This window comes from Rhodococcus sp. KBS0724 (assembly GCF_005938745.2).
Taxonomy (GTDB): Bacteria; Actinomycetota; Actinomycetes; order Mycobacteriales; family Mycobacteriaceae; genus Rhodococcus_F.
In genome coordinates this window covers 136599-149393 of record NZ_VCBX02000001.1, presented here as the reverse complement: position 1 = coordinate 149393, position 12795 = coordinate 136599, and the positions used below count along the sequence as shown (strand labels likewise).

The 12795-nt window shown below is 62.0% G+C and carries 12 protein-coding genes; 5 read left to right on the top strand and 7 right to left on the bottom strand.

The features are described 5' to 3' along the window. Nucleotides 1–70: 70 nt before the first annotated feature. Complete coding sequence (locus FFI94_RS00675) at nt 71–751, bottom strand: class F sortase (protein WP_260683768.1); 681 nt, start codon at nt 749–751, stop codon at nt 71–73. Nucleotides 752–844: 93 nt separating this feature from the next. Continuing rightward, nucleotides 845–2320, bottom strand: a complete 1476-nt coding sequence (locus FFI94_RS00670) for a hypothetical protein (RefSeq protein WP_138871296.1) — start codon at nt 2318–2320, stop codon at nt 845–847. A gap of 607 nt (nt 2321–2927) precedes the next feature. Here FFI94_RS00670 and FFI94_RS00665 point away from each other — a divergent pair. Next, nucleotides 2928–4304, top strand: coding sequence for a M20/M25/M40 family metallo-hydrolase (locus FFI94_RS00665; protein WP_138871295.1), 1377 nt, complete (start codon nt 2928–2930; stop codon nt 4302–4304). After that, complete coding sequence (locus tag FFI94_RS00660) at nt 4301–5863, top strand: YfcC family protein (RefSeq protein WP_138871294.1); 1563 nt, start codon at nt 4301–4303, stop codon at nt 5861–5863. The genes FFI94_RS00665 and FFI94_RS00660 overlap by 4 nt, the downstream gene beginning before the upstream one ends. A 7-nt stretch (nt 5864–5870) precedes the next feature. Here FFI94_RS00660 and FFI94_RS00655 read toward each other — a convergent pair whose 3' ends face one another. Beyond that, nucleotides 5871–6458, bottom strand: a complete 588-nt coding sequence (locus FFI94_RS00655) for a DinB family protein (RefSeq protein WP_138871293.1) — start codon at nt 6456–6458, stop codon at nt 5871–5873. A 108-nt stretch (nt 6459–6566) separates the two neighbouring features. Here FFI94_RS00655 and FFI94_RS00650 point away from each other — a divergent pair, with 108 nt between their 5' ends. From FFI94_RS00650 to FFI94_RS00640, 3 genes are all read left to right on the top strand, one after another. Continuing rightward, nucleotides 6567–7781: a hypothetical protein gene (locus tag FFI94_RS00650; RefSeq protein ID WP_260683766.1), complete on the top strand. Its 1215-nt coding sequence runs from the start codon at nt 6567–6569 to the stop codon at nt 7779–7781. Nucleotides 7782–7863: 82 nt separating this feature from the next. Next, entirely contained in the window at nt 7864–8301 is a 438-nt protein-coding gene (locus FFI94_RS00645; RefSeq protein WP_138871292.1) for a DUF6325 family protein, read from the top strand. Then, entirely contained in the window at nt 8298–8588 is a 291-nt protein-coding gene (locus FFI94_RS00640) for an SHOCT domain-containing protein (protein ID WP_138871291.1), read from the top strand. Before FFI94_RS00645 ends, FFI94_RS00640 begins: the two co-directional genes overlap by 4 nt. Before the next feature lie 99 nt (nt 8589–8687). Here the strand turns inward: FFI94_RS00640 and FFI94_RS00635 are convergent, their stop codons facing one another. The 4 genes from FFI94_RS00635 to FFI94_RS00620 all read right to left on the bottom strand — a co-directional run bounded on the left by FFI94_RS00635 (nt 8688) and on the right by FFI94_RS00620 (nt 12793). Continuing rightward, nucleotides 8688–9611, bottom strand: coding sequence for an ABC transporter substrate-binding protein (locus tag FFI94_RS00635; RefSeq protein ID WP_260683765.1), 924 nt, complete (start codon nt 9609–9611; stop codon nt 8688–8690). Beyond that, complete coding sequence (locus tag FFI94_RS00630; protein ID WP_138871290.1) at nt 9608–10402, bottom strand: ABC transporter ATP-binding protein; 795 nt, start codon at nt 10400–10402, stop codon at nt 9608–9610. Before FFI94_RS00630 ends, FFI94_RS00635 begins: the two co-directional genes overlap by 4 nt. Beyond that, the gene (locus FFI94_RS00625; RefSeq protein ID WP_138871289.1) at nt 10399–11466 is read right to left on the bottom strand and encodes an iron ABC transporter permease; all 1068 of its coding nucleotides are present in this window, start codon (nt 11464–11466) and stop codon (nt 10399–10401) included. The genes FFI94_RS00630 and FFI94_RS00625 overlap by 4 nt, the downstream gene beginning before the upstream one ends. A gap of 85 nt (nt 11467–11551) precedes the next feature. Beyond that, nucleotides 11552–12793, bottom strand: coding sequence for an MFS transporter (locus tag FFI94_RS00620; protein WP_138871288.1), 1242 nt, complete (start codon nt 12791–12793; stop codon nt 11552–11554). Between the last annotated feature and the right edge of the window lie 2 nt (nt 12794–12795).

The following is a 12795-nucleotide window of genomic DNA, read 5'->3' as shown; positions in this document are numbered from 1 at the left end:
CAGTCAGTCACCGCCACAGTGTGTTTTGACGTTGACGTCAATGTCAAAACATGCGCGATCACCCGCGCCACTAGATCACGTCGGCATACAGATAAACGTTGTCCTGGTAGTTACCAACCCCATCTGTGAAATCCAGTTCGCCACCACACGTCACCACAGCAAGCTTGCGCGGACCGTCCGGCCCCGCCAGAACGCTCTCCTCGATTCCGTCTGCCTTCGCACGCGACACCACCGAGGTGACCCGCCACCGGGTGCTGTTGCCGGCGGCATCGGACGTGCGAATCTCCTGCCCAGGCTCGACCGTCCCGAGGTCGAACAACGCACCGTTGCCCTGACCGGCAAGATTCACGTGCCCGGCGATCAGTGTTGTGCCCGTCGACGAATCCAATGGCGCACCGTCCAACCAGATCCCGACCTCGCTGACGTCGTCCGGAGGGGTCAAGGCTCCGTCGATGACGCTCGCGTCGAGGATCGGTGCCTGCACCCCGAGCGGATCGAGGGACAGGATACCGGGCGCCATGTGTGCGTCCGCAGCAGCGACGACCGCCGGTGCTGATTGGCCGACCGTCGGCGCCGGCGGTATCGCCGTACTCTCGTCCGACCGAGTGCCGAGATATGTCATGAACAGGCCCACAGTCACTGCCACAATTATTGCGGCAGTGGCAAATACGCGAGACTTGCGCCTTCCTGCAGGTTCCGCGAAGCTGCTGCCGGACTCGTCCGGTGCGGGATTCGGATTCATCGACGTCATCAGAGATGTTCCTTCGTGTGAACGTGAAATGTCGTGAACGAGCATCGTCCGGTGCCGACGGGGAGAGTCGGCACCGGACGATGCTCGATCGAGTTACGAGCGGCGGCGTCGGACGGCGATCGCTCCGCCTGCAGCCAGCCCGATCAGGCCGAGTCCCGCAATCGCAATTCCGGCGTGCGGACCTGCAGTCTCGTCAGCTGCGCCACCGTCGATGGACGTCGGACGCTGACCCGTCGGAGCCTTCGGGGTCGTCTGCGTGACCACACGTGGGGTGGCTACCGGAACCGTGGTCGGAGCAGGGGTAACCGGCACTCCGGGGATCACCGGAATGATCGGGATAATCGGAATGATCGGAATAACGGGAATGGTCACGTTGGGCTTGGTCGTCGTCGGAACGGTCGTAGACGGCGTCGTGGTCGGGACGGTCGTGGAGGGCGTCGTCGTCGGGACGGTCGTGGACGGCGTGGTGGTCGGCGCCGCATCAAAGGTCACGCTCGCATCACCCTTGAGCCTGGCCGGGGTGACGGTATTGAACGTCGCAAAAACCTGGCACTCGGCGCCGGCGTTGTTCCAGTGGATGCTCTCGAACGAGCTGGGTGCGCCGGAGACGGATACCTTGACCTCGCCTGTGCCCGAGGACGTGACGCACAGTGCCACGCTGGTGGGATCATTGCCCTCGCCGCTGACAACGAGGGTGTTTCCGGTCAGCTTCGCATGTGCACTTGGCTCACACAGTTCCAGAGTCGCGCCTGCGGGTGCGCTCACGGTGAGCGGCTTTCCGTACATGTTGGTGGACACCGTGAATGTGGCCTTGCCGCCGCTGGCAAGCGTGCCACTGGCAGGGTCTGTGAGCGAGATGTTCAGGGTGGGTGTCACATTCATGATCCCGAGAATCCGAGCCCGCTCAGCGGGGCCGAGATCGGCGTCGCAATCGACTACGGCGTCGGTTCCCTCCAGATAGTCCTTGTCCGAGACGCACCAGATCAGCAGCTGACGATTCGCCCTGTTCTGAGCCGTCGAATCGTCAGCGACACCACCCGGGGTGAACGGGTGGGGATTCTGAATCAGATAACTGATGAGCAGTTCCTGTTCCTGAGTCAGACGGTCGTTGCCGCCGACCGGAAGCGTCGGCCCTACTGCGTTGAACTGCCCGTCTTCTGCGTATCCGGGTTCACCGTCCGGCGAGATTTCATCGCACGTCTCTTCCTTCATGTCGGTGCAGTACATCCACTCCGACTGTGGACCGCTGGCGTCGGCGACGTCTCGCACACCACAAATGGGTGCCGGTGACCGCTGGTCGTTGTTGTAGTACAACGGCACCACATTTCCGGCGTTGTAGTAATCCAGGCGCACACGATCGATAACCATGTCGTCCGCGAAGGGGTAACCCGCCGATGTCTGCGTGCCTTCGCACATCGGTGCAGTGAAAGCCGCCGACGCCGGCGCCGCGGTTGCCGGCCCGGCTAATCCGGCGACAATTCCACCGACAAGGGCAAGCGTCGACACGGCGGACACGGATGCCAACCCGATTTTTTTCCGCCGCACTACGGCTGATGACGATGTGTTCATGGACGATCTCCTCGAGACGTAACAGTTGGGGCACCCAGCAGGCCAACATGGCATTAGCCACGTGATTGCCAACACAGTTCGATGATTGAAACTTGCTGTGCGCTTGCTGTCAAACGTCACTATTCGGTGGAAAACGTACATACAGATGCAAAACAGCCAAAAGGTTTGTTACGTGACACCCTGTCCGAGGCACTTGGACAAACAGGCGATACCCTGCATGTTTATCCACAAGTCCGGAGACGTCCAGCAGTCTTTCGCCGGCCACGTAAAAAATCGTCACAAATTCAACAATCAGCACAGTTACACCTCGATAGCTGTGCCCTCAGGTAGCCATTCGGAGACGAATCGACTACGCACGACCCTGCTGGCTAACACGCGAATGAACGAAGTAGCGCAATTCAACCCGCACTATTCGCCCCTCTGGGGCTGGCGCCGAGGTGCGCTGTGCGTGGGTCCTTCGGGGCGCAATGTCCACACCGACCACACGAAATCAACCAGACAACCGTAATCTTTCCGACTAAGGACTGACCGGTCTGAAGGGTGCTCAGCTCACAAGTTGCAGAGCTCGGCACCTGCTGTCCACTTTGCTCCAGAAGGAGATCAAGCGATGCCCGAAAACGCTGGGCCGATGACGCCTCTTCAGATCAAGAACGCTGCGGCAGATTTGATGCCTGCGCTTCGTTCGGAACTGATCGAACTGGTACGGATACCGTCGGTCGCAACCGACGGCTACCCCGCAGCACCGCTCTTCGAAGCTCACGACTACATCGTGTCGCTCTTGGAGAAATCCGGGGTCACCCAGATCGATCGACTCGAGATTCCGGGGAAGACAGCCCCGGTGATCCTGGCGACCATTCCCGGACCGGTTGGGGCGCCCACGGTTCTCATGTACTCGCACTACGACGTCGTTCCCGCCGAAGACCTCGAGCTGTGGGACACACCGCCCTTCGAGCCCACCGAACGCGACGGCGCGCTCTACGGCCGCGGCACGGCGGATTCCAAGGCAAACGTAATCGGCATGATCGGCGCCCTTCGCGTCTTCGACGGAAAACCGCCGGTGACAGTCAAACTCGTCATCGAAGGTCAGGAAGAATTCGGCAGCCCCTTCGACAACTATCCTCCCGAAGCCCCGGAACTCTTCCAGTCAGACGCCATGGTGATCGCCGATGTGGGAAGTGTTCGCCCCGGCTCACCCACCCTGACCGTCGCACTGCGCGGATCCGCCCAGGTGATCGTGGAACTGACCACTCTCGGAGCCGACAAACACAACGGCCTCTACGGCGGCGCCGCTCCCGACGCCCGCCTCGCGCTCATCCGCGCCCTGGCATCGCTGCATGACGACAACGGTGACGTCGCCGTCGACGGCCTGCTGCGCGAGGAATGGACCGGAAGCAGCTACACCGAGGAAGAATTCCGCACCCTCGCCGAAGTACGCGACGGACTCCCCCTCCTCGGCACCGGCGGCATCGGTGAACGGATCTGGTCCGGGCCCGCAATCACCGTCACCGGAATCGACGCACCGCCCGTCGACGGCGCAGTCAACGCCGTCGCGAGCACCGCACGCGCCGTGATCAACCTGCGCGTGCATCCTCGTCAGCCTGCATCCGAAGCGCAGGCAGCACTGGTCCGGCACCTGCAGGCACTACGCCCGTTCGGCCTCGAACTCGACGTCAAAGCCGGTGAAACCGGGGACGGCTTTGCCGCAGAACAGGGTGGCCCCGCATTCGACGCCGCCATGTTCGCGCTCTCACAGTCATGGGACGGCGAAGCCGGTCAGATGGCCGGCGGCGGTTCCATCCCGATCGTGATGGCTCTCGACACGGCCGTGCCCACCGCCGAGAAACTGCTCTTCGGCGCAACAGACGGGTACGCAAACATTCACGGCCCCAACGAGCGTGTGCTTCTCGACGAATTCGAAAAAGCCGTTGTCGCCAAAGCTCTGTTCTTTCAGGAGTACGCCCGCACATTCGAAGGAAAGAAATGAGCACCAAGACCGAAGAAGGCGCCGCGCAAACCCCGGCGAAGAAGAAGTTCGAGTTTCCCGGCGCCGTCACGATGCTTGCCATCGTCACGGTACTGGTATGGGTTGCCGCACTGTTCATTCCGGCCGGACGCTTCGGTGTCGACGTCGACGGGTCGCCCGTCCCCGGTAGCTTCGAAACCGTCACTTCCCCGCTGACGTTCTGGGAACGAATTCAGCAGCTGATTCTCTCCCCTGTCAACGGTCTCTACGGCGTCCAGGATTCGCTCACCGGATTTGTCGACACCGACAACATCGGACGGCTCTTCGGTTCCGTCGGTGTGGTGCTGTTCATCATGGCTCTCGGCGCATTCATCTCCGTCAGCTTCGCCACCCGCAGCCTCGAAACCGCTGTCTCACAACTAGCCACCAAGCTCAGCGACAAGGGCTGGCTGCTCATCACCGTCATCATGGTGCTGTTCTCACTGCTCGGTTCGACCATGGGCTTCTCGGTCGAGACGTTCGGCTTCTACGCACTCCTCATCCCCCTGATGACGGCTCTCGGTTACGACCGCATGGTCGCGGCGACGATGATCATCCTCGGCGCACTCGTCGGCAACATGGCGTCGACGGTCAACCCGTTCTCGATCGGCGTCGCGTCAGGTGAAGCCGGCGTCTCCATCGGCGACGGCATCGTCCTGCGCGTGATCCTGTGGATCGTATTGACCGCAGTGGCAGTGGTATTCGTACTCCGCTACGCCGCCAAGGTGAAGAAGGACCCGGCCACCTCGCTCGTCGGATTCGACATCGACGACGAGGACGAAGAGGAAGCGCCGCCACCGGTCGACATCGACAGCAAGCTGACCGGAATTCAGAAACTGGTCCTCGTCATCACCGGACTCACCTTCGGTTTGATGATCTTCTCCGTTATCCCGTGGTCGAGCATCTTCGGCGGTACCACCGGACCCGCCGAGTACGACGCGTACCACGTCACCGCCACCGAGCCATACTGGTTCGAATTGAACTGGTGGTTCCCGCAACTGGCGATGCTGTTCATCCTCGCGGCCGTCCTCGTCGGCATCGTCGCCAAGATGGGTGAGAAGAAGACCGTCTCACTGATCACCCGTGGCGCCGGCGACATGGTCGGGCCCGCCATTGTCATCCTGCTCGCTCGCGGCGTCTCCGTCATCATGACCAACACCGAAACCCTCGACACCATCCTCAATGCGATGGAGCAGTTGGTCTCCGGCGCGTCCGCGGGTGTGTTCGCGATCCTCGTGATGCTCGTCAACATTCCGCTGGCATTCCTGATTCCGTCCAGCTCCGGACACGCCACCCTCGCGATGCCGTTGTTGGCACCACTGGGCGATTTTGCCGGGGTCAGTAGATCTTTGGTGATCACGGCCTTCCAGATGGGCCACGGCCTGATGCTGATGGTTGCACCCACCAACGTCGTCGTTGTCGGTGGACTCGCGATGGCAAAAGTCGGCTACGACAAGTTCCTGCGCTTCGTGTGGCCACTGTTGTTGATCAACTTCGTGATCGTGGTTGTCGTGATCGGCGCCGCCGCGGTTCTCGAGTAGCAACGGGTCAGGCGTGGTCGGCGCTGCGAGCTGCCTCCTCGAGGCGGTCTCGATACCCGGCCCACCACGCCTGATCACCCGGTGCCACGTTGGCGTTGTCGGATCGCAGACCTGCAGCACCGTCGATCATTTCGCGCACGATGTCGGCGTGGCCGACATGACGGTGAATTTCCGTGACGACGTGCACGAGTACCTGGTGCAAGGTGACCTCGCGACGCTCCGGCGGCCACGTCTTCACCTCACCCGGGGCATCCAAATCGAGATCACTGATCGTGGCATCCGAAAATGCCCACGTGCGACGATACGTTTCGAGTATGTAATCCCTGGATTCGTCTGCGCGGGCCCACATATCGACATTGGGCTCGTCCGAACGCAACCACTGCGGCAGGTCAGGCACCCGGCGTCCGAACACCGGGCCGAAGTACCCGAGTTCTACGCCGATCATGTGCTTGACCAATCCCAGCAGGTTGGTGCCGGTGGGCGTCATCGGCCGCCGGATATTGTACTCCGACAGTCCTTCGAGCTTCCAGAGCAAGGCGTCCCGAGCCGACTGAAGGTAGCGCTGCAGATCGTTCTTGTCGTGCGCACTTGTCATGCCTGTCAGTGTTGCACCGACACCCGCTCTCCCGTGAGATAGTGAGCAGGAGAGCTGATTTCCCCTATATCAACTACCCCTACATCAACTACCGAGTGGAGTGAGCAGTTGACCGCGGTCGAAGATCTGACCGAAGTGGCGTCGCGCGCCCTGGCAGCCGAAACCGAGGTGCGTTCGGTCCGATGGCAAAGCCGAACGGCGGTCGAGAAGGCGGCGATCGCTGCCCGGAATTTGTTGGACAAGGATCGAGCGGCGCTGAGCCAACCGACGTACAGCGGACTCTCGCCGTCACCGCACATGGCCCGCCAACTCGAACTGATCACCCGCCTTCAGCCACCGCTACCCGCCGACGCCAGCATCGGCGCTGCAGCTCAAGCCGAAGCCGATGCGGTAGCGGCGGTCACCACTGCCCGGATTGCGCTCGAAGCAGCGCATCTCGCAGTTCTCGAAGCTCGTGTCGCCGCACTCGATGCCGGCGACAGCGACGACGTTGCCGCCGCCATCCGCGGCTACGTTCCGCTCGCAGCCGGAAACCCCGCGGTGCGGCATCTGCAGGATCTCAGCAGCCGTATTCGCGAGGAATTCCGACACGTATTCAACGGGAAACCTCGATCCATTGCGTTCCGCCTGGGATTGAGCCTCGGGCTCGGGTTCGCGTACCTCGCGTTCATCCGATTCTTCCAGTGGGACAGCAAGGAAGACCGCCTGCCCTACCTGGCTCTGTATGCCCTGTCGGGCGTCATCGGCAGTGTTGTCTGCACCAATGCTCTGAGCTTCGACGCCGGCCGAGTGCGCGCCGCACTGTCCGGCGGCACCCGCCTGTGGCACGTGCTGGTCGCCAAGAACATCGTGATGCTGATCCTCGTCGGTGCCGCCGGCTTCGTTCTCAGCGTCGTTCTGTCATGGCGAGCCGGAGACAGCACCGAATTGCTGAAAGCCTGCGGCCAGGTTCTGACGATGATCCTGCTGTGGCTCGGAGTCGCCAACGTCATGTCGGTGAGCTTGCCGTTGCGCGCCGAACCGATTCTCCAACGTCGCTACGACGGTACGTGGAAACCCTTCATGCTCTCCTTCGCCATCTCGTACGGTGTCGGATTGGTCGTCAATCTCATGCTGTACTGGCGCGTTTGGGCCAAGACGACGCTCCTCGAGCAGATGGGCGGGCCGTGGATTCCGGTGCTCATGCTGGTTGCGAGTGCCGCCGCGACGTGGTTACTCCTGACGGTACTGGCGGTGCTGCTCGCCGAGCAGCCACGGTTCCGGCGCGCGTTGCAGCGCGAGATGATCGTCTACCGCGGCACTGACGAAACCGTGAAAGCGTAGAAACCAGACAGTCGGACTATCGTTGCAGATGATCATTTCACCAGGCCGGAACACCGGCCTCGAAGAAGGAACAAGAGACCTGATGGCCAGTCAAGACCAGTTCGGTCCTATCGAATATGTTGCCGTCGAGTTCCCCGACGGCACAGTAACTGCCGATGGTTTCGAGCAGTTGCTCGAGACCGTCGACAACGGAACCATCCGCATTCTCGATCTCGAGTTTGTTGTCAAAGCTGCGGACAACTCGCTGCGCGTGGTTCCGGCATCCACATTCGACCTCGCAGATTTTGATCTGTCCCAGTTCGACGGTGCCGCATCCGGCCTGCTCGACGCCGGCGACATCGCTGCCGTGGGCGAGGATATCGCGGCCGGAAGTGTTGCAGCGGTTCTCGTCTACGAGGAGCTAGCTGTGCTCCCCGTTCTGGATGCATGGGTTCGCAGCGGTGCCCGAGTAATCACCAAAGGTCACATTTCACTCGACGAGCTGGAATCAGCATTGAACGAGACGGAGAACAACGAATGAGCTTCTTGAGGCGGGCCAGCCGCGTAGCTGTCGCGAGCTCCATCCACGGAAATGTTCAGCGCCGCCAGCGAACTCGCTGGGCCGCCGAAGACCAGGCCAAGGCGGCACAGGCAGCACAAGCTGCTCCGCCGATTCCGGATCTACCGCCACTGCCGCCCCAGACTGCACCCGCGCCGTCGATGGACGCGAAGATCGAACAGCTCACCAAACTCGGTGAGCTCAAAGCTGCCGGCGTTCTCACCGACGCCGAGTTCGACTCCCAGAAGGCCCGGATTCTCGGGAACTGAGCGACATCGTGCTCATCCCCGCCAATTGCAGGGATGAGCACTGCACGTCAGGAGTGCAGGAGGCGGGCAACCTCGGCAGCCCCGTCGATCGACGCCAGTTCACCGGCAAACCACGCCTCGGGAACCGCAAAAAATCGAGTCCGACAGCGCAGCCGGAGTGCCCGCAAACGCCGCGCGAGCCGCATCCAGCGTCGGTTGCCTACTCGACTCGGTGGAGTAGACGACCAAGATCGCCTGCGGCAACTTCGCGAGTACCGACTCGGTGGCCACCTGGCCGAAGTACTTGCCGTCGGGTAAGTCGTTCTCGAAGAGATTGCTACCGCCGGCCGCGTCGAGCACGCTGCTGTACAGGCCCCTCGCCAATGCGTACGACTGTCCCTCTGAGACCTGAACCATAACCGTGGGGACAGGCACCTTTCCGGCAAGGGATGCCTCGGTTGCTGCCAGCGACTTCTTGCCATCTGCCAGGAGGGTTGCTGCCTCGTCGGCGGTTCCGGTGAGGGCACCGAGTCCGTCGACGTCGGACCAGACATCGTCGATCCGTCCTTCGGTGACTGCCTTGTGGCAGTAGCCGCTGTTCACGAAGATCGGGATACCGAGGTCCTGCAGTTCGTCCATCGTCTGCAACCGGTCACCGTCGAACCAATACTCCCCGTCGGAGACGATCAGATCTGGACGCGCGTCGAGCAAGGCTTCCCTCGAAGGAACTCCGGAACTCAGTACCGGCACGGCCGCGTACTCCTGCGCAAGGTTCGGACTGGGCGGCGAGAGATCGGTATTGGATTGTCCGACAATGCGGTCGGCAGCACCCAGCTGAATCAGCAGTTCGGTCATCGACGGATACAGCGAGACAATTCTTTCCGCCGTATGGGGCAACACGATCTCCCGATCGCAATTGGAAACCGTGATCGCGTCGGATGACGCAGTGGCGGAATCCACCGAGGAGTTTGCGCAAGCGGTCAGCGCGGCTGTAGCGGCGACGGCCGAGCACCACAGTGCGGCAGTACCTATCGAAGTCTTCATGACACTGCTTCTTTCGTCTGTGTGAGTGAAGGGGCGAACGAGAGCAACGGACGCCCCGTCAACGGGTGCGTGCCGAGATGGACCTGAACACCGAATACCTCGGACAACAGGTCCGCGGTGAGCACCTCGGCCGTGGGTCCGGAAGCGACGACGGTTCCGCCCGCGAGCAGACACACGAAGTCGCAATACGCCGCGGCCAAAGCGAGTTCGTGGATAGCGACCACCGTCGTGGTACCGAGTTCGACTACCAACTCCATCAATTCGAGTTGAGCGCGGATATCAAGATGGTTGGTCGGTTCATCCAGCACCAGCACCGAAGGCTGCTGAGCAATCGCCCTGGCCAACATCACCCGTTGCTTCTCACCGCCAGACAACTCGGCGAAGAGCCGTGATCCGAAGCCGTACATTCCTGTTCGCACGAGTGCCCCGGTTACGATGTCCCGGTCGATCTCACCGAGTCGGGAGAACGCGCTGTGGTGTGGAGTCCGGCCGGTCGCGACTACCTCTCGAACGCTGAATGAAAAATCCGAGGAATGTTCTTGTCCCACAACGCCGATAATTCGTGCTGAAGATCGGGGCGAGAGATCGCTCCACACGTTTACCTCGTCCACCTTCACGATTCCGCTTCGCGGTTTACTCCCGCGGTACAACGCACGCAGCAGTGAGGACTTCCCACTTCCGTTCGGTCCGACGAGTCCGACTACGCTTCCGGCCGGCACTTCGAGATCAACCCCCGCAACTACCAGGCGCCCACCTCTTTCCACGTGAATACCGCTGGCCGACAACCTCATGACCGCGCACCTCCGTCCCGTCGAAGCAGCCAAAGGAAGAATGGGGCGCCCAATCCGGCAGTGATGATTCCGAGCGGCAATTCGTTGGGAGCATCCACCATGCGAGCCGCAAGATCGACGGCTACCAGGAACGCCGCCCCCACGAGCGCCGTGGCCGGGAGAAGCCTACGGTGATCCGATCCGACAAGAAGGCGCACTGCGTGTGGCACGAGCAAACCCACGAAACCGATTCCACCGGCAACGGATACGACCACCGCAGTCAGCAACGACGCGATCGCGAGCAGAAGTAGACGCGTTCGGCGCACGTCTACACCTACCGACTGAGCACTCTCGTCTCCCATCGCCAAGGCGTTGAGGTGTCGCGATTGGGTCAACAGCACCGCACCACAGAGCGCGATCACGGCCGCGGGTACACCCAGGTCCGACCAACTGGCCCCGCTCACCGAACCGAGCAACCAGAAGAGCACTCCCGAAAGCTGACTCGGGTCGGCGCGCAGTTGAACGAAACTTGTTGCAGCCGAGAGTAGATAACCGATAGCGACGCCAGCCAAGACCATGCGCAGTGGAACAAGCATCCCCTCGCGTCGTCCCAAAATCAGGACGGCGATCAAGGAGACCATGGCCCCCAAGAAGGCCGCGGCCGGAACACCGAGCGAGAGTCCCGTACCGATGCCGGTCGTCATGATCAGCACAGCGCCGAAGGAAGCCCCTGAACCGACACCCATAATGTACGGATCCGCAATCGGGTTGCGCACCAACGCTTGTAGAACGGCCCCGGCCAGTGACAACCCCGCGCCGGCCAGCGCCGCAATCAGAACGCGTGGAACCCGCAGTCCCCAGACGATCCGATCGAGCAGCGGATCGACGGGCGGACCACCGATGCGCGCACGAAGCACCGCGAAGACATCACCGAACGATACCGACGCGGCGCCCGACCACACCGCGACGACGGAGACCACGGCGAGAAAAACAGCCGTGGCCACGAGAAATGGGACGTACCCCCGAGAGTCGACGGGATGCGGACGCGGCGGCGTGCGCGGCGGCGCTTCGCTGGTCAGCGTCATCGCACTCCTTCAGTCATCGAGGTACGTGGTCATGGACACCCGAATCTAACCATAACGACAGTCGTTTTCATTAATAGTGAAGTGTTTATCTATGCGGATACGGATCGGTGCGCAAGGCGCCCAACCACGCAAACAACGCCGAGACCAGCGCACACGCAGATACAACGAGGTACGCCACACCAACGTCCCAGCGGCCCGCAACAGCTCCGACAACCAATGCACCTACCGGCGAACCACCCCAGGCCACCATCCTCGCCGTCGTATTCACGCGCCCCTGAAGATGATCGGGAGTCAGGCGCTGACGTGCCCCGATGCCATTGAGGATGGTGACCGTCGCACAACCCGAATAAGCGGCCAGCGAAGCAATCGCAACTGCGGCATTCTCGGTGGTCGCCACCACGAGCAACACCACCGGGGCAATAGTCAACGCGCCGATGGTGATCGCCCCGACCGGCCACCGCGCCGGTAGGCGTGGGAGCACGACAGCACCGACCACACCACCGACGGAGACGGCCGTCCACAGCGCGCCGATTGCCGGACTCGACGTCGAAATCCCCAATCTCTCGGACGCGTAGACGACCAGGAGAGCCGTAACAGCGCCCTGCGTCAGAGAATTCATGAAACCGATGCCGGCCAAGGCTCGCAGCAGCGGCGAGTGCCAGAGGAAGGCGAGCCCCTCACGGACGTCTCGGGCAATTCCGGATTCCGGCTTCTTCTGCGCCACAGGGGTGACCGAGAACGATACTCCGATCGACGCCATGGCAAGTCCGGCCAACACATAGGCCAGCGCGTCTGCGCCCAGTGCGTAGGCGGGGCCGATCGACGCCACGAGCACTCCGGCAATCGCCGGGAACGCCACGTCGATCAGGGTGGCGGCCGTCCACAGCGCACTGTTGGCCGATTGGATCCCCTGCCGACCCACCAGAGCAGGCAATGTCCCGAATGCGGCGGCGTCGAACCACACGAAACATGTTCCGATGCAGATCGATACGCCGACGGCATGCCACGCCGTCAGCACGCCGAGCGCCTGTGCGGCAGGAATGCTCGCCAAGGCGATCGCCGCGACGGCTTGCGCACACAAGATGACGGTACGGCGGTTGACTCGATCCGCCACAGCCCCCGCCACCAAACCGAACACGAGATAGGGCAGGACGGTTCCGGCGGCAGAGAGCGACGTGAGGAACGGTGATCGACTGATGTCGTACACCAGAACAGGCATCGCTACGCCTGTGACCGCGGCACCCGCAACTGCAACGGTGCGGGCAGCGAAGAACAGCCGAAATGATCTGTCTCGAAATACATGTGGGTGCGTGTCAGAGGTATGCACAG